Source organism: Stenotrophomonas sp. TD3 (assembly GCF_001939825.1).
GTDB lineage: Bacteria > Pseudomonadota > Gammaproteobacteria > Xanthomonadales > Xanthomonadaceae > Stenotrophomonas.
The window spans coordinates 540,299-564,878 of sequence record NZ_MOYM01000001.1; the positions used below are offsets into that span (position 1 = coordinate 540,299).

25 protein-coding genes and 3 tRNA genes are annotated in these 24,580 nt (G+C 67.5%); 15 read left to right on the top strand and 13 right to left on the bottom strand.

All coding sequences use genetic code 11. The annotated features are described in order from the left end of the window. Positions 1–25 precede the first annotated feature (25 nt). Both edd and eda read left to right on the top strand, forming a co-directional pair. The gene (gene edd, locus BKE09_RS02450) at positions 26–1,942 is read left to right on the top strand and encodes a phosphogluconate dehydratase (RefSeq protein WP_075674757.1); all 1,917 of its coding nucleotides are present in this window, start codon (positions 26–28) and stop codon (positions 1,940–1,942) included. Positions 1,943–2,180: 238 nt separating this feature from the next. Beyond that, a complete protein-coding gene (gene eda, locus BKE09_RS02455) occupies positions 2,181–2,840 on the top strand; it encodes a bifunctional 4-hydroxy-2-oxoglutarate aldolase/2-dehydro-3-deoxy-phosphogluconate aldolase (RefSeq protein WP_049400946.1) in 660 nt (219 codons plus the stop codon). Between the two features lie 310 nt (positions 2,841–3,150). Here eda and BKE09_RS02460 read toward each other — a convergent pair whose 3' ends face one another. From BKE09_RS02460 to ispG, 3 genes are all read right to left on the bottom strand, one after another. Further along, positions 3,151–3,798: a response regulator gene (locus tag BKE09_RS02460; protein WP_005416124.1), complete on the bottom strand. Its 648-nt coding sequence runs from the start codon at positions 3,796–3,798 to the stop codon at positions 3,151–3,153. 201 nt (positions 3,799–3,999) lie between these two features. After that, a complete protein-coding gene (locus tag BKE09_RS02465) occupies positions 4,000–4,749 on the bottom strand; it encodes a phosphatase PAP2 family protein (protein ID WP_075674758.1) in 750 nt (249 codons plus the stop codon). Further along, entirely contained in the window at positions 4,730–5,995 is a 1,266-nt protein-coding gene (ispG, locus tag BKE09_RS02470) for a flavodoxin-dependent (E)-4-hydroxy-3-methylbut-2-enyl-diphosphate synthase (RefSeq protein ID WP_075674759.1), read from the bottom strand. Before ispG ends, BKE09_RS02465 begins: the two co-directional genes overlap by 20 nt. Before the next feature lie 114 nt (positions 5,996–6,109). On the opposite strand from ispG, the gene BKE09_RS02475 reads away from it, so the two are divergent. Beyond that, entirely contained in the window at positions 6,110–7,336 is a 1,227-nt protein-coding gene (locus tag BKE09_RS02475) for an ATP-binding protein (protein WP_049447253.1), read from the top strand. Continuing rightward, positions 7,333–7,902, top strand: a complete 570-nt coding sequence (locus BKE09_RS02480; RefSeq protein WP_012510702.1) for a response regulator transcription factor — start codon at positions 7,333–7,335, stop codon at positions 7,900–7,902. Before BKE09_RS02475 ends, BKE09_RS02480 begins: the two co-directional genes overlap by 4 nt. A 110-nt stretch (positions 7,903–8,012) precedes the next feature. Here BKE09_RS02480 and pgi read toward each other — a convergent pair whose 3' ends face one another. The 7 genes from pgi to pcnB all read right to left on the bottom strand — a co-directional run bounded on the left by pgi (position 8,013) and on the right by pcnB (position 14,109). Next, positions 8,013–9,527 carry a glucose-6-phosphate isomerase gene (gene pgi, locus BKE09_RS02485; protein ID WP_075674760.1) on the bottom strand — a complete coding sequence of 505 codons (1,515 nt, stop codon included), beginning with the start codon at positions 9,525–9,527 and terminating at the stop codon, positions 8,013–8,015. Continuing rightward, positions 9,524–9,904, bottom strand: coding sequence for an aspartate 1-decarboxylase (panD, locus tag BKE09_RS02490; RefSeq protein ID WP_006432456.1), 381 nt, complete (start codon positions 9,902–9,904; stop codon positions 9,524–9,526). The genes pgi and panD overlap by 4 nt, the downstream gene beginning before the upstream one ends. An 87-nt stretch (positions 9,905–9,991) precedes the next feature. After that, positions 9,992–10,489 (bottom strand): hypothetical protein, encoded by a 498-nt coding sequence (locus tag BKE09_RS02495; RefSeq protein ID WP_075674761.1) that lies wholly within the window; start codon positions 10,487–10,489, stop codon positions 9,992–9,994. 65 nt (positions 10,490–10,554) lie between these two features. Further along, the gene (panC, locus tag BKE09_RS02500) at positions 10,555–11,394 is read right to left on the bottom strand and encodes a pantoate--beta-alanine ligase (RefSeq protein ID WP_075674762.1); all 840 of its coding nucleotides are present in this window, start codon (positions 11,392–11,394) and stop codon (positions 10,555–10,557) included. After that, positions 11,391–12,206: a 3-methyl-2-oxobutanoate hydroxymethyltransferase gene (panB, locus tag BKE09_RS02505; RefSeq protein ID WP_004153072.1), complete on the bottom strand. Its 816-nt coding sequence runs from the start codon at positions 12,204–12,206 to the stop codon at positions 11,391–11,393. The genes panC and panB overlap by 4 nt, the downstream gene beginning before the upstream one ends. Positions 12,207–12,240: 34 nt before the next feature. Beyond that, positions 12,241–12,726: a 2-amino-4-hydroxy-6-hydroxymethyldihydropteridine diphosphokinase gene (gene folK, locus BKE09_RS02510; protein ID WP_075674763.1), complete on the bottom strand. Its 486-nt coding sequence runs from the start codon at positions 12,724–12,726 to the stop codon at positions 12,241–12,243. Between the two features lie 3 nt (positions 12,727–12,729). Then, positions 12,730–14,109 carry a polynucleotide adenylyltransferase PcnB gene (gene pcnB, locus BKE09_RS02515; RefSeq protein WP_042358636.1) on the bottom strand — a complete coding sequence of 460 codons (1,380 nt, stop codon included), beginning with the start codon at positions 14,107–14,109 and terminating at the stop codon, positions 12,730–12,732. 52 nt (positions 14,110–14,161) lie between these two features. On the opposite strand from pcnB, the gene BKE09_RS02520 reads away from it, so the two are divergent. Continuing rightward, positions 14,162–14,236 (top strand) — tRNA-Glu (locus BKE09_RS02520). 377 nt (positions 14,237–14,613) lie between these two features. On the opposite strand, the gene BKE09_RS02525 is transcribed toward BKE09_RS02520, so the two are convergent. After that, positions 14,614–16,038 (bottom strand): sugar porter family MFS transporter, encoded by a 1,425-nt coding sequence (locus BKE09_RS02525; protein WP_075674764.1) that lies wholly within the window; start codon positions 16,036–16,038, stop codon positions 14,614–14,616. A gap of 190 nt (positions 16,039–16,228) precedes the next feature. Between BKE09_RS02525 and fdxA the strand changes: the two genes are divergently transcribed. Continuing rightward, positions 16,229–16,552 carry a ferredoxin FdxA gene (fdxA, locus tag BKE09_RS02530; protein WP_005409054.1) on the top strand — a complete coding sequence of 108 codons (324 nt, stop codon included), beginning with the start codon at positions 16,229–16,231 and terminating at the stop codon, positions 16,550–16,552. Positions 16,553–16,672: 120 nt separating this feature from the next. Here fdxA and BKE09_RS02535 read toward each other — a convergent pair whose 3' ends face one another. Beyond that, positions 16,673–17,188, bottom strand: a complete 516-nt coding sequence (locus BKE09_RS02535) for a hypothetical protein (protein WP_075674765.1) — start codon at positions 17,186–17,188, stop codon at positions 16,673–16,675. Positions 17,189–17,220: 32 nt separating this feature from the next. After that, positions 17,221–18,114 (bottom strand): 4-hydroxy-tetrahydrodipicolinate synthase, encoded by an 894-nt coding sequence (gene dapA, locus BKE09_RS02540; RefSeq protein WP_075674766.1) that lies wholly within the window; start codon positions 18,112–18,114, stop codon positions 17,221–17,223. A gap of 163 nt (positions 18,115–18,277) precedes the next feature. Here dapA and BKE09_RS02545 point away from each other — a divergent pair, with 163 nt between their 5' ends. The 9 genes from BKE09_RS02545 to BKE09_RS02585 all read left to right on the top strand — a co-directional run bounded on the left by BKE09_RS02545 (position 18,278) and on the right by BKE09_RS02585 (position 24,089). Then, entirely contained in the window at positions 18,278–18,838 is a 561-nt protein-coding gene (locus BKE09_RS02545; protein ID WP_005409051.1) for a glycine cleavage system protein R, read from the top strand. A gap of 92 nt (positions 18,839–18,930) precedes the next feature. Beyond that, positions 18,931–19,410, top strand: a complete 480-nt coding sequence (locus BKE09_RS02550) for a peroxiredoxin (protein ID WP_075674767.1) — start codon at positions 18,931–18,933, stop codon at positions 19,408–19,410. Between the two features lie 84 nt (positions 19,411–19,494). Beyond that, positions 19,495–20,895: a PhoH family protein gene (locus tag BKE09_RS02555; protein ID WP_014036782.1), complete on the top strand. Its 1,401-nt coding sequence runs from the start codon at positions 19,495–19,497 to the stop codon at positions 20,893–20,895. Next, positions 20,892–21,398, top strand: coding sequence for a hypothetical protein (locus BKE09_RS02560; RefSeq protein WP_075674768.1), 507 nt, complete (start codon positions 20,892–20,894; stop codon positions 21,396–21,398). Before BKE09_RS02555 ends, BKE09_RS02560 begins: the two co-directional genes overlap by 4 nt. 12 nt (positions 21,399–21,410) lie before the next feature. After that, positions 21,411–22,079 (top strand): YoaK family protein, encoded by a 669-nt coding sequence (locus BKE09_RS02565; RefSeq protein WP_075674769.1) that lies wholly within the window; start codon positions 21,411–21,413, stop codon positions 22,077–22,079. Between the two features lie 64 nt (positions 22,080–22,143). Further along, positions 22,144–22,953: a bifunctional hydroxymethylpyrimidine kinase/phosphomethylpyrimidine kinase gene (gene thiD, locus BKE09_RS02570; RefSeq protein WP_075674770.1), complete on the top strand. Its 810-nt coding sequence runs from the start codon at positions 22,144–22,146 to the stop codon at positions 22,951–22,953. Continuing rightward, the gene (locus BKE09_RS02575; RefSeq protein ID WP_075674771.1) at positions 22,950–23,876 is read left to right on the top strand and encodes an alpha/beta fold hydrolase; all 927 of its coding nucleotides are present in this window, start codon (positions 22,950–22,952) and stop codon (positions 23,874–23,876) included. Before thiD ends, BKE09_RS02575 begins: the two co-directional genes overlap by 4 nt. Then, positions 23,867–23,943 (top strand) — tRNA-Arg (locus tag BKE09_RS02580). The genes BKE09_RS02575 and BKE09_RS02580 overlap by 10 nt, the downstream gene beginning before the upstream one ends. Positions 23,944–24,012: 69 nt before the next feature. Continuing rightward, a tRNA-Arg gene (locus BKE09_RS02585) sits at positions 24,013–24,089 on the top strand. Positions 24,090–24,580: the final 491 nt, after the last annotated feature.

A 24,580-nucleotide genomic window follows, 5' to 3' on the forward strand; every position in this document is an offset into this window, starting at 1 on the left:
TCGCCACCACGAACGCCGGTAGCCAATGAGCCTCCATCCGCAACTGCAAGCCATCACTGAGCGTGTCATCCGCCGCAGCGCCGCCTCACGTGCCGCCTATCTGGCCGCGATCGACGCCTCCCTGCGTGAGGGCCCGTTCCGCAGCCGCCTGAGCTGCGGCAACCTCGCCCACGGGTTCGCCGCCTGCGGCGGCACCGACAAGAGCCGCCTGCGCGGCGGCGTGACGCCGAACCTCGGCATCATCACCGCCTACAACGACATGCTCTCGGCGCACCAGCCGTTCGAGACCTATCCGGAGCAGATCCGCGACATCGCCCGCGAGCTGGGCGCCACCGCACAGGTGGCCGGCGGCGTGCCGGCGATGTGCGACGGCGTCACCCAGGGCCGTGGCGGCATGGAACTGTCGCTGTTCTCGCGCGATGTGATCGCGCAGGCCACCGCGATCGGGCTCAGCCATGACATGTTCGACACCACCGTCTACCTCGGTGTGTGCGACAAGATCGTGCCGGGCCTGCTGATCGGTGCGCTCGCGTTCGGCCATCTGCCGGCGGTGTTCGTACCGGCCGGCCCGATGACCCCGGGCATCCCGAACAAGCAGAAAGCCGAAGTGCGCGAGCGCTACGCCGCCGGCGAAGCCACCCGCGAAGAACTGCTGGAAGCCGAGTCGGCGTCGTACCACGGCGCCGGCACCTGCACCTTCTACGGCACGGCCAATTCCAACCAGGTGCTGCTGGAAGCGATGGGCGTGCAGCTGCCGGGCGCGTCGTTCGTCAATCCGGGCACGCCGCTGCGCGACGCGCTGACCCGCGAGGCGACCGAACGTGCACTGGACATCACCGCGCTCGGTGACGACTTCCGTCCGCTGGGCCGGATCATCGACGAGCGCGCGATCATCAACGCGGTCATCGCGCTGATGGCCACCGGCGGGTCGACCAACCACACCATCCACTGGATCGCCGTGGCGCGCGCGGCCGGCATCGTGCTGACCTGGGACGACTTCGACGAACTGTCGCAGCTGATCCCGTTGCTGGCCCGCGTCTATCCGAACGGCGACGCCGACGTGAACCGTTTCGCGGCCGCAGGCGGCCCGGCGTTCGTGTTCGGCGAGCTGATCAAGGCCGGGCTGATGCACGGCGATCTGGCCAGCGTGGCGCGTGGCGGTATGGCCGACTATGCGCGCGAACCGCAGCTGCGTGACGGCCAGCTGGTCTATCTGCCCGGCCTGGAACGCAGTGCCGATGACGAGGTGGTGCGCGGCGTCGACAACCCGTTCGAACACCAGGGCGGCCTGCGCCTGCTGCGCGGCAACCTGGGCAAGTCGCTGATCAAGCTGTCGGCGGTGAAGCCGCAGTACCGCACGATCGAAGCCCCCGCCGTGGTGGTCGATGCGCCGCAGGTGCTGAACAAGCTGCATGCCGGCGGCCTGCTGCCCGAGCATTTCGTGGCGGTGGTGCGTTACCAGGGCCCGCGTGCGAACGGCATGCCGGAACTGCACTCGCTGGCGCCGCTGCTGGGCCTGCTGCAGAACCAGGGCCGGCGCGTGGCGCTGGTCACCGACGGCCGCCTGTCCGGCGCCTCGGGCAAGATTCCGGCGGCGATCCATGTGACGCCGGAAGCGGCGCGGGGTGGTCCGCTGGCCAAGGTCCGCGAGGGCGACATGATCCGCCTCGACGGTGAGGCCGGCACGCTGGAAGTGCTGGTGGACGCGGCCGAATGGGCTGCGCGTCCGCTGGCACCGAACACTGCACCGGCCGCGCACGACCTGGGCCGCAACCTGTTCGCGATCAACCGTCGCGTGGTGGGTCCGGCCGACCAGGGCGCGATTTCGATTTCGTGCGGGCCCGCGGCGGCCGATGGCGGGCCGTGGGAGTACGACGCGGAATATGAGCTGGGGCACGATGCCGCGGCGGCGGCGGCGCCGCACGAGGCGAAGGACGCCTGAGGGTTGAAGGGCGTTGCGGGTGTGTCGCGGCGGTGAGTGTGCTGGTGGCGGCGGAGGGCAGGCCGTCGCCAGGACACGCCGTAAATACGTCCCTGTAGGCTCGGTCGCGCCATCCATGGCGCGAACGGTCCTGGCGACGGCCTGCCCTCCGCCGCATCACACTCTCCGGCGCATCAATGCCGCGAAGTGATCACTGAAAATCAAATTCAAACGCAGAAGCAAAGGCAGAAGCAGAGCTATGGGTATCGAACAACATCAGGTTAAGGCGGCGGAGCTGTTGCATGCGGCGGGCATCCTGCCGGTGGTGACGATTCATACGCTGGACCAGGCGCGTGCGGTCAGCGCGGCGCTGCTGGAAGGTGGTTTGCCGGCGATCGAGCTGACGCTGCGCACGCCGGTGGCGATGGAAGCGCTGGCGATGCTCAAGCGCGAGCTGCCGGACGTGGTGGTGGGTGCCGGTACGGTGCTGACCGTGGAGCAGATGCAGCAGTCCATCGATGCGGGCGCGGACTTCCTGGTGACCCCGGGTACGCCGCCGGCGCTGGCCGATGCGTTGGCCGCTGCGCCGCTGCCGGTGGTGCCGGGTGCGGCCACGCCGACCGAGCTGCTGTCGCTGTATGCGCGTGGCTTCCGCGTGTGCAAGCTGTTCCCGGCCACGGCCGTGGGCGGGCTGGCGATGATCAAGGGCCTGGCCGGCCCGGTCGCCGACCTCAAGCTGTGCCCGACCGGCGGCATCACCGAAAACACCGCCGCCGAATACCTCGAGCAGAAGAACGTGGTCTGCATCGGCGGTTCGTGGATGGTGCCGGGCAACTGGATCGCCAACGGCGAATGGGACAAGGTGCGTGCCAGCGCCGCCGACGCGGCGAAGATCATCAAGCGCGTGCGCGGCCACTGAGCCCGACAAAGGTGTAGAGCTGAGCCCACGCTCGGCTCCGGCATCATCAGGGGTCAGAGCCCTTTCCCACCGGGCAAAGGATCCGACCCCGGGCGACCCGCTCCTGCTCTTCCTTCTTCATTCCGCGGTGGACGCGCACGGAACCTGTCCGTGGCCCTGCGGAGGGATTGCGCAGGGGCGTAAGCGCCATGGATGGCGAGCCCGAGCCTCCAGGGATGGATTCACGGCGTCCCCTGCGCAATCCCTCCGCAGGGCCAACCCCACGAATCCTGCCGCACACCGCGAGGGGCTCAGCCATTGGCCGAAACCCTTACAACGGCCGCGCCGGATCCACCAGCCCGTACTGGCTGGCCATGCGCGCCAGCGCGATGTTGTCGTGGATCCCCATCTTCTCGAACAGCCGCGCCTTGTGCGTGTTCACCGTCTTCGCGCTCAGGCTCAGGCGCCGCGCGATGTCTTCCTGGCGCAGGCCCTGGGTCAGCAGCAACGCCACCTCCAGCTCGCGCGGCGACAGGCTGTCGAACGGCGAACCGTTGCCTTCCACGGTCGACAAGGCCAGGTTCTGCGCGATGCTGGTACCCAGGTAACGCCGGCCCATGGCCACGTCGCGCACCGCACGCAGCAGCTCCTGCGCATCGCAGCCCTTGCCGATGTAGCCGGCAGCCCCGGCTTCCAGCAACCGCTTCGGCAGCGGCCCGTCTTCCAGCACCGACACGATCACCACGCGGGTGTTGCGGTGGCTGCGGACGATGCGCTCGGTCACTTCCATGCCACTCACGCCGGGCAGGTGCAGGTCGCACAGCACTACGTCTGGCAGCAGCTGGCGAACATCGCGCAGCGCGTCTTCGCCGGTCTCGGCTTCGCCCACCACCTCGATGTCGGTCTCCCCCGACAGGATCATCTTCATCCCGGTGCGGACCAGTGCGTGGTCATCCACCAGGTAGACTCGAATCGTCATTCACGTACCTCTTCGAATGCGGCCATTGCAGGTCAAGCTAGGCAGGGCGCCGATACCCCTGCAAGCGCGTTCGAGATGCGACCCAGGCATTCTGCCTTGCGCATCACAGTACCGCGCGTTGTGCTTGCCCCCTGTCTTGCAGAACCTGCTGCAACGAAACAACTGATCTATTACGTAAACGCCCCGGAGGGGTCATCCACGTCAATCCCCCTGTGATGATGCTTCGCTGGCCGTCGCTGGCGGCGAATCCTGACGTCGCCAAGGATGCCGGCGACTGAACATGACCAGATAGCACCCTACCACCCAAACCAGCGCGGCACACCACCCGGCCAGGATGTCGGAGGGGTAATGCACCCCCAGATAGACCCGGGAGACGCTGACCAGCAGGCTGAACGAGGGCGCCAGCACGAGCACCGGCCAGCGCCAGCGGGTGTTCCAGGCCAGCAGCACCAGGGTCACGGCCAGGGTCATCGAGCCCATCGCGTGGCCGCTGGGAAAGCTGAACGTCGATTCCGGCGCGATCGATTCCCACAGGCTTGGGCGCTGGCGCTGGAAGAAGTGCTTGCTGCCCATGTTCAGCAACGCCGAGCCGACGAAGCTGACCGCCACGAACGTAGCCTCGCGCCAACGCCGGTAGCCCAGCAGCACGCCGATGATCAGCACGTCGGCCGGAATCAGGAACCATTCGTAGCCGAGTTTCGAGATGAGCACGAAGAAGCGGTCCAGCAGCGGCGAATGCAGGCCATGCATCTGCCACAGCAACGGCGCATCGAAATGGAACGATTCAAACTCGTGCACTTCGTCGGCCAGGGCGACGAAACCGGCCAGCGGCAGCAGCACGCCGCCGAACAGCAGCACCAGGCGCCAGGCGTTGCGTGCCATCCAGTGTCGGAAACCGGAGGCGGACTCCGGCGCAGCAAGGATCGCGGGCTTATCCTGCGCTTCGGACATATTTGTGTTCGACGTAGTCGTCGATCAGGGCGACGAATTCCTGGGCGATGTTCTCGCCACGCAGGGTCACCTTCTTCTCGCCATCGACGAACACCGGTGCTGCAGGCGTCTCGCCCGTGCCCGGCAGCGAGATGCCGATGTTGGCATGACGCGACTCACCCGGCCCGTTGACGATGCAGCCCATCACCGCCAGGGTCATGTTCTCCGCACCCGGGTGGTGGATCTTCCACAGCGGCATCTTCTCGCGCACGTGGTTCTGCACCACCTTGGCCAGTTCCTGGAAGAACTCGGAGGTGGTGCGGCCGCAGCCCGGGCAGGCCGTGACCAGCGGCGTGAAGGCGCGCTGGCCGGTGGTCTGCAGCAGTTCCTGGGCGACGATCACTTCCTGCGTGCGCGACTGGCCCGGTTCCGGGGTCAGCGAAATGCGGATGGTGTCACCGATGCCTTCCTGCAGCAGCACGCTCAGTGCCGCCGACGAGGCGACGATGCCCTTGCTGCCGATACCGGCCTCGGTCAGGCCCAGGTGCAGGGCAAAATCGGAGCGCTGGGCCAGGTCGCGGTACACCGCGATCAGCTCCTGAACGCCACTGACCTTGGCCGACAGCACGATGCGGTCGCGCGGCAGGCCGAGCTCCACCGCCTGCTCGGCCGAATCCAGCGCCGAACGGATCAGCGCCTCGCGCAGCACGCGACCCGCATCCCAGGGCTGCTCGCGCAGGTTGTTCTCGTCCATCAGCTTCGCCGCCAGGGCCTGGTCCAGCGAGCCCCAGTTGGCGCCGATGCGCACCGGCTTGTTGTAGCGGATCGCGAACTCGATCAACTGGGCGAACTGCAGGTCCTTCTTCTTGCCGAAGCCGACGTTGCCCGGGTTGATGCGGTACTTGGCCAGCGCTTCGGCACACGCCGGTTCGGCGGTCAGCAGCTGGTGGCCGTTGTAATGGAAGTCGCCGATCAGCGGCACGTCGATGCCCATCATCGCCAGCTTGTCGACGATGCGCGGGATCGCCGCAGCAGCTTCCACGGTATTGACGGTCAAACGCACCATTTCCGAACCGGCCCGCCACAGCTCGGCCACCTGCTTCACGCTGGAGGCCACGTTGGACGTGTCGGTGTTGGTCATCGACTGCACCACCACCGGCTTGCCTCCGCCTACGGTGACCCCGCCGATCTGCACGGCATGGGTCTGGCGGCGGGGCCAGGAGGTGGCATCGGAGGGAGGAGTCGGGCGGGTGACGGCGTCGTGCATGGGCGCATTCTACCGCCCGCCCCCGCATTCCGGGTGACTCGCATTCAGCCGGTGGCACGGCTGCGGCCTATTGTCGCAGGCACGGTCGCCCGTGAACGCATACGATGAGCGTGAATGACCGGTCCCGACGCCCCGTTTCTCCGTACCCTGTGCAGCCTGCGCTGGCTTGCCGTAGGCGGCCAGGCCGCCACCATCCTGGTTGCCACCTGGGTGCTGGGCCTGCCGTTGCCGCAGCTGCCGCTATGGGCCGGCGTGGCGGTGCTGGCCCTGTTCAACATCTATACCCAGCTGCGCCCGGAAGCGGCCGACACCGCACCGCTGACCGCGTTCGGCCACATCCTGGTGGACGTGATCATCCTGACCTGGATGGTCGGCTGGAGCGGCGGCATGGCCAACCCGTTCAGCTCGCTGTTCCTGATCCTGATCGCGCTGGCCGCGTTCGCCCTGCCCCTGCGCTGGGCACTGGCGGTGGCGCTGGCCTGCCTGCTCGGCTACGCCGCCAGCGGCATCTTCGGCCAGCCATTGCCGGACGGTTACTTCCGCGCGCAGGACCTCAATCGCTGGGGCGTGGTCGCCAACTTCCTGATTTCCGCTGCGGTGGTACTGGCCTTCTCCACCCGGCTGGCGCTGGCCCTGCGGGAGCGCGAACTGGAACTGTCGGCACTGCGCGAGCGCTTCGCCCGCAACGAGGGCATCGTCGCGCTGGCCACCCATGCCGCTTCGGTGGCGCATGAACTGAACACGCCGCTGGCGACGATGACCCTGCTCGCCGACGACGTCGCCGAGCGCAGCGAAGAGCCGGAAGTGCGCGAGGACATGGAAACCCTGCGCGAGCTGCTGGTGCAGTGCCGGGAGCGCGTGCTGGCGCTGGCTGCTCCGGCCTCGGCCGACGCACCGGGCCGCAGCCACTCCAGCGCCCAGCAGGTGCTGGAGCAATGGCGCCTGGTGCGGCCGACCATCGACCTGCACCGCAACGACGATGCGCCGCTGCGGCTGCCGCTCGACCCGGGCGTGGGCCATCTGCTGATGGTCCTGCTCAACAACGCCGCCGACGCCGGCGAGAAGGCCGGCCGGCCGCGCGTGGACCTGGACCTGCGCATTGAAGGCGACGACCTGATCGGCGAAGTCCGCGACTACGGCCATGGCTTCGACGCCCGTGCCGCCGTGCTGCCGGGCAAGCTGTTCGGCAGCAGCAAGAGCGAGGGCATGGGCGTCGGCCTGGCCCTGTCCCATGCCACCATAGAACGCCTCGACGGCGAGATGTGGATGCGCCCGGCCCAGGGGGCCGGCAGCCGCGTCGGCTTCCGCCTGCCGCTGGCCCCACGCGAGGACACCCCATGAGCCTTCACCATTCCACCCTGGGCCTGCTGGTCGACGACGACGAGCTGTACCTGCGTACCCTGCAGCGCAGCCTGGCCCGCAAGGGGCTTGAAACGCAGACCGCACAGGATGCCGCCAGTGCGCTGGCGCTGGCCCGCCAGCATCCACCGGCGTTCGCGCTGATCGACCTGAAGCTGGGCAGCGACTCCGGCCTGGCACTGATCCAGCCGCTGCGCGCGCTGCGCGCGGACATGCGCATCCTGCTGGTGACCGGCTACGCCAGCATCGCCACCGCGGTGGAGGCGATCAAGCTGGGTGCGGATGATTACCTGCCGAAGCCGGCCACGGTGCCGATGATCCTGCGCGCCCTCGGCGAGGAAGACGACGGCCCGGCCGACGATGGCGAAATGGAAGTGCCCGATGCGATGACGCCGATCAGCCGCCTGCAGTGGGAACACATCCAGCAGGCGATGCACGAGACCGGCGGCAATGTGTCAGCGGCCGCGCGCCTGCTCGGCATGCACCGGCGCTCGCTGCAGCGCAAGCTGGCCAAGCGGCCGAGCCCGGAGCGCGACCCGAGCCGGTGACGCCGCGTCGCGCCCGCCGGGCATGACCCGGCGTTACCGGATTGTAGAGTCGAGCCATGCTCGACTACACGCACAAGGCAGTCGAGCATGGCTCGACTCTACAGGGGGCATCAGCCCTTCAGCTGCGCCAGGATCTCGCGGGTCATCGGATCGGCAATCGCCACATCCTCGCCCTGCAGCGCCGGCAGCAGGCCACTGGCCAGCTGCTTGCCCAGCTCGACACCGAACTGGTCGAACGCGTTGATGTTCCAGATCACCGACTGCACGTACACGGCGTGTTCGTACATGGCGATCAGCGCACCCAATGCCTGCGGGGTCAGCGCGTCGAGCAGGATCAGCGTGCTCGGGCGACCGCCCGGGTAATCACGGTGCGGATCCTCGCTGCTCTGGCCATTGGCCAGCGCTTCGGTCTGCGCCAGCAGGTTGGCCAGCAGTGCCTGGTGATTGATCGTGTACGGATCGTCGTTGTGCACGCAGCCGATGAAATCGGCCGGAATGATGCTGCTGCCCTGGTGCAGCGCCTGGAAGAAGCTGTGCTGCACGTCGGTGCCCGCCCCACCCCACCACACCGGCACGGTGTCGGTGGTGACCGGCGCACCATCACGCTGCACGCGCTTGCCCAGGCTCTCCATCACCAGCTGCTGCAGGTAGGCCGGCAGCAGCGCCAGGCGCTGGTCGTAGGTCATCACCGCGTGCGTGGCATGGCCCAGCACGTTGCGGTTCCAGATGTCGGTCAAGCCGTGCAGCACCGGCAGGTTGCGCTCCAGCGGTGCATCCAGCGCATGCGCATCCATCTGCGCGGCGCCTTCCAGCAGCTGCTCGAAGCGCTCGAAGCCGATCGCCAGCGCGATCGGGAAACCGACCGCCGACCACAGCGAATAACGGCCACCGACCCAGTCCCACATCGGCAGTACGCGATCAGCGGCGATCGCGAAGGCCTTGGCGGCACGTTCCGGATTGGCGCTGACTGCATACAGGCGCTCGCTGCCGCCCAGCCAGTCGTGCAGGATCTGGCCGTTGAGCAGGGTTTCCTGGGTGCCGAAGGTCTTGGAGATGAGGATGCCGGCGGTCTTCGCCGGATCCAGCGTGGCCAGCGTGCGCTGCATGGCGGCGCCGTCCACGTTCGACACGAAATGCACGCGCAGGCGCGCACCGGTGACCGGGCGCAGCGCGTCGGCGACCAGGCGCGGGCCGAGGTCGGAACCACCGATGCCGACACTGACCACATCGGTCACGCCACTGCCTTCCAGCGCGCGCACCAGCACGCCCATGCGCTGGCGGATCGCGCGCGCTGTGGCATAGGCCTCGGCCGCCACCGGCGCATCGACCACATCGCCACGCAGCGCGGTGTGCAGCGCGGCGCGGCCTTCGGTCAGGTTGACCCGCTCGCCGCGGAACAGGCGCGTGATGGCGCCGCCGACATCACGCTCGGCAGCCAGCGCCAACAGCGCCTGCAACGCCGCGGCATCGTACTTCTGCCGGGCGAAATTGACATACAACGGACCGACCCGCAGCGCCAGGTCCTGTACACGGCCGGGTTCGGCGGCGAGCAGGCTGGGAATGCTTGCGCCCTTCAGGCGCTGGGCGTGGGAATGCAGCGAGTCGAATCCGTTGTTCGTTGTCATGCGGCCTGGGTCGGGATCGTGTCGTTGGTGTGGGTGATCTGGTTGTTGCCATCAACGTACACCAGCTTCGGTTTGAAGCTGTCAGCTTCCTGCTCGGTCATGCTGGCGAACGCGGCGATGATGATGATGTCACCGACCTGCACGTGGCGCGCGGCGCCACCGTTGAGCGAGACAACGCCGCTGCCGGCTTCGGCGCGGATGGCGTAGGTCGAGAAACGCGCACCGTTGGTCACGTCCCAGATGTGCACCTGCTCGAACTCGCGGATGCCGGTGGCAGCCAGCAGGTTGTCATCGATGGCGATCGAGCCTTCGTAGTTCAGCTCGGAATGGGTGACGGTGGCGCGGTGGATCTTGGTCTTGAGCAGGGACAGGTGCATGGGGGCGCTGCAACGGCAAAGGAAAGAGCGGATTCTAGCACCCGCTTGGCCGTCATCAGGGGGCTGCAGCAGGACGCTGAAGGCCGTTCAGGCGCGCTCGCCCGGCAGCGCTGGCGGCATGGGGCCAACGCTGCCTGCCAGCGACAGGCGGAACACCGCATGGAACGCCCAGCCGGCCACCGAACCGAAGCCCCCGGCAGCCAGCACTGACAGGCCATAGCTGATCACATCGAAGGTGTCGACGTAGCGCAGGCGCTGCAGCAGCGGGCCGCTGTCGTCGCCCGGCCAGGCACAGGTGGCCATGGCCAGCGCGCCCAGGCCGAACCCCACAAGGACGAAACCGACCCGGCGCAGGCGCTGCTGAGACTGCAGGATCAGCGCCATCGGCAACAGCACGGCAATGGCATTGCAGACCGCCAGTACGAACATCAGCCCGCCACCGATCAGGGCCGGCACCGGCGTACGCCCAAGGTCCAATGCGAACAGCAGGCCGCCGAACAGCTGCGCCGGCAGCATGCCGGCAGCCAGCACTGCGAGGATCGAGGCCTGGGCAAGGCGGCCGGCGTCAGTGGTGCGGGGTGTCATGTCCAGTCTCCCATCCGTGGGATGTGAGAGGCGCCCATTGCGGGCGCCCCGGAGCCGCATGCGGCTCAGAACTCCAGGTTGTCGATCAGGCGGGTGGTGCCCAGCCGCGCGGCAATCAGCGCCACGCGGCCACCGCCGTCGAAGGTCGGCTCGGCCAGTTCCGGAGTGCGCAACACGGCGTAGTCGACCTGGAAACCGGCGGCCTGCAGCGCAGCGGTGGCATCGGCCTCGATGCGCTCGCGCACCTGCCCGGCGACGTAGCCCTCGCGCATCCCCAGCAGGGTGCGGTGGATGGTGGTCGCGACCGGGCGCTGTTCGGCGCTCAGGTACTGGTTGCGCGAACTCTTGGCCAGGCCATCCTCGTCCCGCACGATCTCCGCACCGACGATCTGGACCGGGAACGACAGCTCGGCCACCATCTGCTTGATCACGGCAAGCTGCTGGTAGTCCTTGCGGCCGAACACGGCCACGTCCGGCTGCACCTGCAGGAACAGGCGCGCCACCACCGTGCACACGCCATCGAAGTGGCCCGGGCGGCTGGCGCCTTCCAGCACTTCACTGACACCCGGCGCGTGCATGCGCGTGGTCCTGTCCACGCCCAGCGGATACATTGCCTCCACGCTGGGCAGCCACACGGCATCGCAGCCAACCTGTTCCAGCCCGGCCACGTCGGCCTCGGGTGTGCGCGGGTAGCGGCTGAAATCCTCGTTGGGGCCGAACTGGGTCGGGTTGACGAAGATGCTCGCCACCACCTTGTCGGCGTACTGGCGGGCCAGGGTCACCAGCGAATGGTGGCCCCCATGCAGGTTGCCCATGGTCGGCACCAGCGCCACGCGCAGCCCCTCGCGCTTCCACTGGGCGATCTGCTCGCGCAGTGCGCCGAGCTCGTTGAAGGTCTGGATCATTGGGCGTAGGCGTGCTGTTCGTCGGGGAAGCTGCCGTCGCGCACCGCGTCGGCATAGGCGCGGGTGGCACCGGCCACCGAGCCACCTTCGGCGAGGAAGTCCTTGACGAACTTCGGACGGCGGTGACCGCTGTCCAGGCCGAGGAAATCGTGCAGCACCAGCACCTGACCATCGCACTGCGGGCCCGCGCCAATGCCGATGGTCGGCACATCCACCGCAGCGGTCACTTCGGCGGCGACCGGAGTCGGCACGCATTCGAGCACCATGATGCTGGCGCCGGCAGCGGCCACGGCCCTGGCATCTTCCACCAGCTGGCGCGCGGCATCGCCACGCCCCTGGATCTTGAAGCCGCCCAGTCGCAGCACCGACTGCGGGGTCAGGCCCAGATGCGCGCAGACCGGAATCTCGCGCTCCACCAGGTAGCGGATGATGTCGACCTTGAAGCCGGCACCTTCGATCTTGACCATCTCGGCGCCGGCCTGCAGCAGCTGCAGCGAGGCATCCAGCGCGCGCTCCGGGGTGGCGTCGGCGCCGAACGGCAGGTCGGCCACCAGCAGCGCACGCTGCAGCACGCGGGCCACGGCGCGGGTGTGGTAGACCATGTCGGCCACGGTCACCGGCAGGGTCGAATCATGGCCCTGCACGACCATGCCCAGCGAGTCGCCGATCAGGATCAGGTCAACGCCATTGGCGTCGAAGGTGCGGGCAAAGCCGGCGTCGTAGGCGGTCAACATGACCAGCTTCTGGCCATTGCGCTTGGCCTCGGCCAGGGCGGGAACGGTCCAGGGCTTGCTGTCTGCGTGGGTGCTCATGTGCTGATAACCGGGGGAGATAACCCGGTCATTATCACCCTATCGGCGCGATCCCGCAGGCATCGACCCGCATCACTGCATCCTGCACGCGTCCATGGCCAGGAATTGTCAGTTCCGGCGCGATTTCGGCGAGCGGCACCAACACGAAGGCACGCTCGTGCAGGTATGGATGCGGCACCTTCAATCCAGGCTGGTCGAGCGCCTGCGCGCCATACAGCAGCAGGTCCAGGTCCAGCGCGCGCGGGCCCCAGTGCACTGCCGGATCGCGCACGCGACCGAAGCGCTGCTCCAGCGCCAGCATGGCCTGCAGCAGCTCATCGGCCTGCAATGTGGTTTCGACCGCAGCCACCGCGTTGACGAACGGCGGCTGGTCTTCATTGCCCCAGGCCGGCGTGGCATACAGGCGCGAGGCCAGGCGCAGGCGGGTCGCAGGCAGGCCGTCGAGCGCGGCGATCGCCGCGCCGACGGTGGCCGCCGCGTCGCCGAGGTTGGCGCCGAGGCCGATCCAGGCAAGGGTCATCGCTTACTCGCCCGCCGCACCGGCCGGGGCACCCGGACGACGGCGGCGACGGCGGCGCTTGCGCGGCGCTCCGCTCTCGTCATCGCCGTCTTCACTGTGCATCGCATCCAGCGACGACTCCAGCTCACGACCGGACTGCGCCTGCGCTTCGCGCCAGAACTCGACATCGGCGGCGTGCTCGGACGAAGCCACCTGGCGCAGGCTGAGGAAATCGAACGCGGCGCGGAAGCGCGGATGGGTCAGGGTACGGAACACGCGCTTGCGCTGGCGCGAGCTGAAGCGCGACTGCAGCAGCCAGATTTCCTGCATCGGCAGCGAGAAGCGGCGCGGCAGCGCGATGGTGCTCAACTGCTGCACGGTGACGCGGTCGGCAGCGCGGCGCTGCGCCTCTTCCGGTGCCACGCCCTGCTTGAGCAGGGTCGCCTGTGCGCGGCAGAACGCCGGCCACAGCAGCAGCGCGAACAGGAACGCCGGCGACACCGGTTCGTCGTTGGCCACCCGTGCATCGGTATTGGCCAGGCCCTCGACCAGCATGCGGCGCAGCGCGCCGGTACGGTTGGCCTTCAGCGCCTTGGCGCTTTCCGGGAACAGCACGTCGAGCAGGCCGTAACGCTCCAGGCCTTCGAAGCTGGCCACGCCATGCCCGGACAGGAACAGCTTGAGCACTTCCTCGAACAGGCGCGCCGGCGCGGCTTCGTTGAGCAGGCCGGCCAGGTGCGGGATCGGCGCGGCAGTGCCCTCTTCGATCTGGAAGCCGAGCTTGGCCGCCAGGCGCACCGCACGCAGCATGCGCACCGGATCTTCGCGGTAACGCTGCTCGGGGTCGCCGATCAGCTTCATCAGGCGCGCCTGCACGTCCTCGAAGCCACCGGTGTAGTCACGCACCGAGAAGTCCTCGATGGCGTAGTACAGGGCGTTGCAGGTGAAGTCGCGGCGGATGGCGTCGTCTTCGATGGTGCCGTACACGTTGTCGCGCACGAGCATGCCGTTTTCCATCTCACGGTCGCCGCTGCCGTCATCGCTGTTGGCACGGAAGGTGGCGACTTCGATGATCTCGCGGCCGAACACCACATGGGCGAGGCGGAACCGGCGGCCGATCAGGCGGCAGTTGCGGAACAGCTGCTTGACCTGCTCGGGCGTGGCGTCGGTGGCCACGTCGAAATCCTTGGGTTGGCCATTGACCAGCAGATCGCGCACCGCGCCGCCGACAAGGTAGGCGCCGAAGCCGGCATCGCGCAGGCGATAAAGCACGCGCAGGGCGTTCGGGCTGATGTCCTTGCGGGAGATCGTGTGCTGGTCGCGCGGGATGACGCGCAGGCTGAACGGTGATGTAGCAGAGGAAATGATGTTGGCGCTTCCGGTTGAAGTTTCGGGATTGCCCAATGGCATCGAGGTGCATATACTAGCGCTCCTGCCCCGGCAGCGACACAGTTACGCTCCCTTCGTCTAGTGGTTAGGACGTGGCCCTCTCAAGGCTAAAACAGGGGTTCGAGTCCCCTAGGGAGCGCCAGTCGCCGCAGCAGGAACCGAAAAAGCCCGCCTCGTGCGGGCTTTTCTGTTTTCCGGGGTTTGCATTGGCATCGGTCGGCCTGGTCGCAGTAGCACCTCCCTGTTCCTGCGTGGGAGGGGGCAGGCCACCCCCTCCAGACAATTTCCCGCGACGGCGGCACGAACAACCTCGCTCCTCCGCAGCCAATTCGATCCCGACGCGCAGACCTGCGTCCGCCACCCGCAATGTGTCGAGAGGCTGCAGGCCAGCCGATCCAGGACCGTTGGCGCCATGGATGGCGCCATCGAGCCCCCATGGATGGGTTTACGGCGTGTCCTGGATCGGCTGGCCTGCAGCCTCCCCACGGAGAAAGGAGGCACTGAAACACAGGCCGGCCGTCAGCCTTCCATCTGCTCCAGCTCCTTGCCCTTGGTCTCGCGCACGCAGCGGACCACGAAGAAGATCGAGAGGATCGCGGCGACCGCGTAGATGCCATAGGCTCCAGCCAGGCCGATGCCGGCCAGCAGCATCGGGAAGGTCACGGTGATCGCGAAGTTCGAGGTCCACTGCGCGGCCCCCGCCACGGCCAGCGCCGGGCCGCGGATCTGGTTGGGGAACATCTCGCCCAGCATCACCCACATCACCGGGCCCCAGGACATGTTGAAGAACACCACGTAGACGTTGGCCGCAACCAGCGCCAGCCGCCCCATGCCATCGGACAGCTGCAGGCGCCCATCGACCAGGCTGCCGCTGGCAAACGCCACCACCATCAGCACCAGCGCCACCGACATGCCGAGCGAGCCGACCCACAGCAGCGGTTTGCGACCGATGCGGTCGATCAGCAGTACCGTCAGCAGGCAGGCACCGATGCTCAGTGCGCCGGACAGCACATTGATCAGCAGCGCATCGCTTTCCGAGAAACCCACCGCCTGCCACAGCACCGCGCCGTAGTAGAACACCACATTGATGCCGACCAGCTGCTGGAACATGGCCAGGCCGATGCCCACCCAGAGGATCGGGCGCAACTTGCCGGTGACCTTGTCGCGCAGATCACTGAAGCGCGGCTTGTGCTGGTCCTGGGCCAGGCTCGCCTCGATCTCGGCCTGCTTGGCCGTGGCCGCGGCCTCGCCGTACAGCCGCGCCAGCACCGCCCTCGCCTGCGCCTGACGGCCCTTCAGCACCAGGAAACGCGGGCTTTCCGGGATCACCAGCAACAGCAGCAGGAACAACCCCGACGGCAGCGCCTGCATCCAGAACATCCAGCGCCAGGCCTCATGCCCCAGCCACAATGGCTCGGTGGAGGCCCCGGCTGCACGGGCCAGCAGGTAATTGCTGAGGAAGGCGGCAAACAGGCCGCAGATGATCGCCATCTGCTGCACCGTGGCCAGCCGGCCGCGATAGCGCGCCGAGGCGACTTCGGCGATGTAGGCCGGCGACATCACGCTGGCCGCCCCCACCGCAAAGCCGCCCAGCACGCGGGCCGCGATGAACAGCCAGGAAGCATGGGCCGCACCGGCGCCCAGCGCCGAGACCAGGAACATCAGCGCGGACACGATCAGGACACCCCGGCGCCCCAGGCGGTCGCCCAACCAGCCGGCCAGGAATGCACCGATCGCGCAGCCCAGCAGCATCGAGGCGACCTCGAAACCCAGCGCCGCCTCGCTGGAGTTGAAGGCCTGGCGCAGGCCATCGACCGTGCCGTTGATGACACCACTGTCGAAGCCGAACAGGAATCCACCGAGCGTGGCCACGCAACTGATCAGGACGATGAACGCCGTGTTTTCACCACCGTGGGAGGCGGTGCCGGACTGGGCTTGGGACATGGATGATCCTGCTGGGAAGGGAGCCCGGCCACCAGGACCGGTTGCCGCGCAGCGTCGCACAGGCCCTGCCGTGCCGCCAATGACCGCCACGGCCGCGCCTGCCAGACGCCCGTTTTCCGTCCCGCGCCGACACCGGGGGCCAACCTGTTCTAGAATTGGCGGGTTCAGGAATCGATCCACCCCCAAGCCCATGCCCTTTGTCGTCACCGAAAACTGCATCAAGTGCAAACACACCGATTGCGTGGAAGTGTGCCCCGTGGATTGCTTCCACGAAGGCCCGAACTTCCTGGTGATCGACCCGGATGAGTGCATCGACTGCACCCTCTGCGAGCCGGAGTGCCCGGTCAATGCAATCTTCCCGGAGGACGATGTTCCTGCGGGCCAGGAGGGCTTCGTTGCCCTCAACGCCGAGCTGGCGAAGGAGTGGCCGGTGCTGACCGTGCGCAAGGACCCGCCCGCCGACGCCGGCGAATGGGACGGCAAGCCGGACAAGCTGAAGCTGCTGGAGCGCTGACAAGCGCCCGCTGCGACAACGAAAAAGGGCGCCCATGGGCGCCCTTTTTTGTTCTCGGCAGGTGCCAACCTTGGTTGGCACAGAAGCGCCGACCAAGATTGGCCTCTACCCGACCAGCCCTTACTGGGCCAGCTTCGCCTTCAGCGCGGCGATCAGCTTCACCGGCGCTTCGGCGATGGCCGGCAGGCCACGCGGGTCGACCGCAGAGATGTAGGCGCCGGCATCAACGGCCACCACGCGGACCAGGAAATTGCTGCCTTCGTAGGCCACGTCGTACGAGCCCAGCAGCTGCGCGCGGCTGGCGATGGTCACGCCTTCGACGCCTTCCAGTGCCGAACCGACCTTGGCGAAGGCTTCATCCTTGCCGCCGGCAATGGTGAAACCGGTGTTGCCCACCGCCGGGGCCGCAGCAACCGGTGCCGCCGGCTTGGTCGCCGAGGTCAGCGCCGGCACCTTGTTGTCGGTGGTGGCATTGGGCAGGTTCAGGTCCGGCGGCACTTCCAGCGGACGCATTTCCGGGGCCAGGGCGTAGTCGCCCTTGACGCCACGCTTGAAGCAGCCGGTGGTACCGGCGGCGACAGCCACGGCAAGCAGGGCGTAGGACAGCACGCGGACGGTGGAAACGGATTGACGCATGTGAATCTCCTGGGTCAGACCAAGACGGAAGGTCAGTGGCTGGAAAGGGCTTCGAGGGCGGCGATGTCGCCGGCAAGATGGTCGGCCGCCGGATGATGCGCTGCCGACAGCGGCAGCAGCGGCAGGCGCAGGTCGTGACCGATGCCGATGCGGCGCAGCAGCGCCTTGACCGGGATCGGGTTCGGTTCGACACCACAGAAATCATGGAACGGATGCAGGCGCGCATCCCACGACCCGGTGGCTTCGTGATCGTGCGCGGCGGCCAGTTCGCACATCCGGCGGTAGGCGCCCGGAAGCACATTGGAACCCACCGAGATCAGGCCGTCGATACCGGCCTGGATCGAACGCGCAGCCGTGCCGTCGTCGCCGCTGAGCACCGCGAACTGCGGGCTGCGCAGCGCGAGCAGCGCCTGCACCCGGCCGGTATCACCCACCGCTTCCTTGATGCCGACGATGTTGGGATGGCTGGCCAGCTCGGCCACGGTCTCCGGCTGCATGTCGCAGCCGGTACGGCCAGGCACGTTGTACAGCACGACCGGCAGCCCGCCCTGGTCGGCAACCGCGCGGTAGTGCGCGATCAGGCCGGCCTGGGTCGGCCGCACGTACGGCGGGGTGACCACCAGCGCGTGGCTGGCGCCAAGGGCGGCGGCACGGCGGGTCTGTTCGATGGTCTTGGCGGTGCCCGACAGGCCGGTGCCGGCCATGACCGGGATGCGGCCGCCGATGCGTTCGACCGCACTGGCCAGCAGCTGGTCGTACTCGGCATCGGTCAGGGTCGCCGCTTCGCCGGTCGAGCCAGCCACGACAACGCCATGGACGCCACCCTCCAGTTGCAGGTGCAGCAGGCGCTGCCAACCATCGGGATCGAGGGCGCCGTCGGCCCGGAACGGGGTCGCCAGCGCGGTGATGAGGCCGGAAAGGGACAAGGACGTGCTGCTCTTGGCTGGGAAGGGAAACGCCCGCCACGAAAGGCTGGGGGCGACCTGAATGTTACTTGCGGCGCGAAAGCACGGGCAAGTATGCTGGACACCGGTGGATCCCCGCCTCTGGCGGGCATTCAGACTAACGCATGCATTACCCGGAATCGCCTTGACCGACACCACCCCGCGCCCCGCGCCGAGCGAAAACCACCTCCTGATCAACGCCTATACGACGCATCCGGAGTCTCCCCTGCTGTCCGTCACCCGCCGCATCGCCGACAGCGGTTGCAACCTGGTGGACGCACGCCTGGCCACGGTCGGCCGCGATGTCTCGGTCACCGCCCTGGCCACCGGCTCCTGGGACTCGGTGGCCAAGCTGGAGGCGATGCTGACCCGGCTGGAGCGCGAAGAGGGCCTGAAGCTGGTCTGGTACCGCACCGCCGCCAAGCAGGCGCAGTCCAACCTGCTGCCGTACATCGTCGAAGTGATCGCCGCCGACAAGCCGGGCATCCTGTTCCAGCTGGCCGACTTCTTCGACCGCCAGGGCATCACCATCGAGAACCTGCAGAGCACGCGCTACCGCGCCATGCAGACCGGTGCGGAAATGTTCAGTGCACAGGTCACCATCGGCGTGCCGGCCAACATGCACATCGCCGCGCTGCGCGACGATTTCCTTGAGTTCTGCGACCACCTGAACCTGGACGCGATCATGGACCCGATGAAGTTCTGAATGAATTCCTGATTTTTTCGCGCGCCTCTCACGGGCGCGTGGCGTTTCATGCAATTGTCTTGGAAAGAACCCAGGCTCGACAGAAGGACCTCATGAACAACGGCGATACCCTGGACAGCACCACCCTCTCCCTGCCACTGGCGCTGTCCGGTGGTGAACAGGCCACCCTCGGCGACTACGCCGGCCACTGGCTGGTGCTGTACTTCTACCCCAAGGACAGCACCCCCGGCTGCACCACCGAAGGCATCGACTTCAACGCGCTGCTGCCGAAGTTCAAGAAGGCCGGCGCGGTCGTGCTGGGCGTCTCGCGCGATTCGGTGAAGTCGCACGACAATTTCTGTGCCAAGCAGGGCTTCGGCTTCCCGCTGGTCAGCGATGGCGACGAGGCGCTGTGCAGTGCCTTCGACGTGATCAAGATGAAGAACATGTACGGCAAGCAGGTACGTGGCATCGAACGCAGCACCTTCCTGATTTCCCCCGACAGCCGCATCGTGCAGTCCTGGCGCAAGGTCAAGGTTGCCGGCCATGCCGATGCCGTTCTCGCCGAACTGAAGGCCTCCCAGTCCAAGTGAGTCCCACTGCCTACTGTGTCTGCCATCACCCTGCCCTGCAGCAGGCCGTGGTGGTTTTTCCCTGTCCGTAACCAGGAATCGACGATGACCCGAGGCAAGCGCATCTACGTGCTGGATACCAACGTGCTGATGCACGATCCCACCGCGCTGTTCAAATTCGAGGAGCACGACGTCTACCTGCCCATGCAGGTGATCGAGGAGCTGGACAACGGCAAGAAGGGCACTTCCGAAGCGAGCCGCAACGCCCGCCAGGTGAGCCGCTTCCTCAACGAGCTGGTGCAGGCCTCCGGCCTGGACAACCTGGCCGACGGCATTCCGCTGCAGCGCCCCAATGGGCTGCAGCTGCGCGGCAAGCAGAGCGCCGGCAAGCTGCGCTTCCAGACCAGCCATTTCGACGCCGGCAAGAGCTTCGGCAAGGTGATCCCGGACAACGCCATCCTCGGCGCGATCCTGGCCCTGAAGGAAGAAACCCCGGACCTGCCGGTGGTGTTCGTTTCCAAGGACATCAACCTGCGGATCAAGGCCGCCATCGCCGGCATCGTGTCCGAGGACTACGAGAACGACCGCGCGCTGGACGATTTCAGCCTGCTCTACACCGGCGCCACCGAACTGCCGGAAGACTTCTGGAAGCGCCACGGCGACGACCTGCGCAGCTGGAGCGACAAGGGCCGCACGCATTACGAAATCCTGGCGCAGGATGGCGAGGAGTGGTACCCGAACCAGTACGTCTACCTGCCCGGCGAAGATGAAGTCGAGCTGCGCGTCAGCCGCGTGGTCGGCGACGGCAAGGTGGTGCTGTCGCTGGTCGATGATTTCCGCCACGGCAGCCACGCCGTATGGGGCATCAGCGCGCGCAACCGCGAGCAGAACTTCGCCCTCAACGCACTGATGGATCCGGAGATCGACTTCGTCACGCTGCTGGGTACCGCCGGCACCGGCAAGACCCTGCTGGCGCTGGCCGCCGGCCTGGCGCAGACGATGGACCAGCAGCGCTACCGCGAGATCATCATGACCCGCGCCACGGTCAGCGTCGGCGAGGACATCGGTTTCCTGCCCGGCACCGAAGAAGAGAAGATGACGCCGTGGATGGGCGCACTGACCGACAACCTGGAGGTGCTCACGCACAACCAGGAAGGCGGCACGTGGGGGCGGCAGGCGACCAACGACCTGCTCGCCAGCCGCATCAAGATCCGCTCGATGAACTTCATGCGCGGCCGCACGTTCCTGTCGCGCTACCTGATCCTGGACGAGGCGCAGAACCTCACCCCGAAGCAGATGAAGACGCTGATCACCCGTGCCGGCCCCGGCACCAAGATCGTCTGCCTGGGCAACGTCGAGCAGATCGACACCCCGTACCTGACCGAGACCACCTCGGGCCTGACCTACGCGGTGGATCGCTTCAAGAACTGGCCGCATAGTGCGCACATCACCCTGCGCCGTGGCGAACGCTCGCGCCTGGCCGATTACGCCTCGGAGGTGTTGTGAACCGCTGCACCCGCCTGCTGCTGCCCACGGCTGCGATCGCGCTCGCAGCCGCCCTGGGTGCCTGCACCACCACGCGTGGCCCGGCCAGCGTGCCGACCGCCGAGCGTACCGGCCAGTCCTGGGTGGTCACCCGCCCGATCATTGCCGCGCAGGTGCTCGACACCTGCTCGCGGCCCAGCCCCGGCCGCGAGGCCGGGCGGGTCAGCGGCTACTGGGCGCCCAGCCGGCAACAGGTCGACCAGCTGGAGGCGAAACTGTCTTCGCTGGAAGCCCAGGTGCCGAAGGTGCTCGACTTTGACCGCCAGTACGTCGGCATCGAAAGCGCAGGCCAACGGCTGATCTACATCAACGCCTTCCATCTGCCCGACGACAGCGGCATCAACCCGGCCCGCGAAGCGATCCGCGTCTGTGACGGCGGCACGCAGTTCTGGGGCGCCGTGTTCGACCCGGCCAGCAACACCTTCAGCGAGCTGCAGTTCAACGGCGGCTTCGGCGGGCCCTGAGGGGCCCCGCCGATGGGAATACGCCTGCCCACCTGGGTCTGGATCGGCGCGGTCGCGCTCTCGTGCGTGGCCGGCATGGTCAACGTGGTCGGCTTCCTCGGTTTCGAGCACCAGGCGGTCAGCCACATGACCGGCAGTACCAGCCAGCTCGGCATGGCACTGGCCCAGGGTGACTGGCGCGCGGTCGGCCACCTGTGGGGCCTGCTGATCGCGTTCTCGCTGGGCGCAATGCTCAGCGGCCTGCTGATCCAGGACAGCACCCTGCAGCTGGGCCGCCGCTACGGCGTGGCACTGGCGCTGGAATCGGCGCTGTTGCTGGTGTCCATTCCGCTGTTCGAACGGCACCAGATCTGGGGCGCCCTGGCCGCCGCCATGGCCTGCGGCCTGCAGAACGCGATGGCCACCACCTTCAGCGGCGCGGTGGTGCGCACCACCCACCTCAGCGGCATGTTCACCGATCTCGGCATCGGCCTCGGCCACCTGCTGCGCGGACTGCCACTGCAGGTGCGACGACTGACCCTCAGCGGCCTGATCATCAGCGGCTTCCTCGCCGGCGGCATGATCGGCGCCTGGCTGTTCATGCGCTGGCAGTACGACGCCCTGCTCGCCCCGGCCCTGCTGACCGGCCTGACCGGGCTGGGCTATGTGCTGTACCAGCAATGGGCGCGCTGGCGGCATTGAATCAAGGACATCCACGCATGGCGTGGATCTACCTTCCCCAGCGGGACCACGGCACAATCGCTGGATGAGCCCGACCACTCCCGTATCCGCCCTCACCATCGCCGGCTCCGACTCCGGCGGCGGCGCCGGCATCCAGGCCGACCTGAAGGCCTTTGCAGCACATCGCGTGCACGGCCTCTCCGCGATCGCTGCACTGACCGCACAGAACACCCGCGGCGTCATTGCCGTGCACGTGCCGCCGATCGATTTCCTGCGCGCACAACTGGACGCCTGCTTCGACGACTTCGACATCCACGCGGTGAAGCTCGGCATGCTGGCCAACGCCGAGGTGATCAACACCGTCGCCGACGCACTGCAGCGCCATCGCCCGCCGCACGTGGTGCTGGACCCGGTGATGGTGGCCACCAGCGGCGCACGCCTGCTGGAAGACAGCGCCCTGCAGGCGATGCGCGAGCGCCTGATCCCACTGGCCACGCTGATCACCCCGAACACGCCGGAAGCAGAGCTGCTGGTCGGACGGAAGATCGGCAACGGCGATGACGCGGAGCGCGCCGCTTCCGCCCTGCTCGACCTCGGTGCCGGCGCGGTGCTGCTGAAAGGCGGCCACCTGCAGGAAGGCAACCGCGTGATCGACCGCTACTTCGACGGCGTCAGCAGCGAAGAATTCATCCACGCCCGCCTGCCACTGGATGCACATGGCACCGGCTGCACGCTGGCCTCGGCCATCGCCGCGCAGCTGTGCAACGGCCTGAGCCTGGCCAACGCCTGCGAAGCCGGCATCGACTACGTTGCACGCGGCCTGCAGCAGGGCTATGCGCCTGGCCGCAGCGAGGTGCTGGTGCTCGATCACTTCGGCGCGGCACCGCACGCATGAGCCTGACGCCGACCCTCCTTGCCGTGCAGTGCGGCGATGGCCATCGCTATGAAGTGATTGCCTGCGTGCCCGCACGGCCCATCGCGCGCCTGCTGTGGTTGCCGGCGCTGGGCGTGGCCGCGCGCCACTACCTGCCGCTGGCGCAGGCGCTGGCGGCGAAGGGCGTGGCGGTGTACCTGCATGAGTGGCGCGGCAACGGCAGCAGCTCGCTGCGCCCGTCGCGCACGCAGGACTGGGGCTATCGCGAAGTACTGGAGCAGGATCTGCCCACCAGCCAGGCGGTCCTTGTCGCGGCGGATGATGAGGCCGGCGCCCTGCCCTGGATCATCGGCGGCCACAGCCTCGGCGGTCAGCTGGCCTGCGTGCATGCCGGCCGCAACCCGCAGCACTTCAACCGCTTGTGGTTGGCGGCCAGCGGCTCACCGTTCTGGCGTGGCTTCCCGCCACCGCGCGGCTGGCTGCTGCCGTTGGTCTACCGCTTCCTGCCGTGGATCGCGCAGCGCCAGGGCGTGCTGCATGGTCGGCGCCTCGGCTTCGGCGGCACCGAAGCTCGCGGGCTGATCGCCGACTGGGCGCGCGTGGGCCTGAACAACCACTACGCCGCGGCCGGCATGGACGAAGACCTCGATGCGCAGATGGCGCGCGTGCATGGCAGCGCGCAGGCGGTGCTGATGGAGCACGACTGGTTGGCACCGACCGGATCGATGCAGGCGTTGCTGGCCAAGCTGCCGAATGTGGACGCGCAGCTGCGCGTGTTGTCCGCGCAGGAGCTGGGCACGCGCGCCGATCATTTCGCCTGGCTGAAGGCCCCGGACGCCGTGGCTGACAGCTTTTTCATTCAGTTGGATGAAAATTTTCACAAAACTGTTGACGGTACGCGCCGACATCCGCATAATTCCGCTCCTGTCGCAGGGCGCCCGTAGCTCAGTTGGATAGAGTACCTGGCTACGAACCAGGCGGTCGGGAGTTCGAATCTCTCCGGGCGCACCACTCGACAGGTTTCCAGCATCCGCCGCTGGAAATGCAGTAAAATTAGGCAGTAAGTTGATTGTGTACCGCGCGCCCGTAGCTCAGTTGGATAGAGTACCTGGCTACGAACCAGGCGGTCGGGAGTTCGAATCTCTCCGGGCGCACCATTACACCGAAACAGCAGGCCTCGGCCTGCTGTTTTTTTATGCGTGTTTTTCGGCAGGGCTGCGCCCTGCACCTGCAGAAGCAACAGCAACAGCAACAGCGCGCATTCCGCGGGATGGCGGGGCGGTGTCGGAGTGCGGGGACGCCGCAAGTACGTCCCTGTAGGCTTGGCAGCCGCATCCATGCGGCTGACACCCCGCACTCCGACACCGCCCCACCTTCGACAGGTTCACGCGACTGTTGGTAGGTGTCGACCTTGGTCGACACATCTGTCAGATATCGAATGAATTCATCCACGCATGGCGTGGATCTACCGTGTCGACCAAGGTCGACACCTACCAGAGCAGTACGCCGTTCCGACAGATCGCGGAAAACTGTCGAAGGCGGGGTGGGTCCGGTTGCGGGAGTGTCCGCGGCATGGATGCCGCGGCCAAGCCCCCATGGATGGGTTTACGGCGTCTCCCGCAACCGGACCCACCCCGCCATCCCTCAG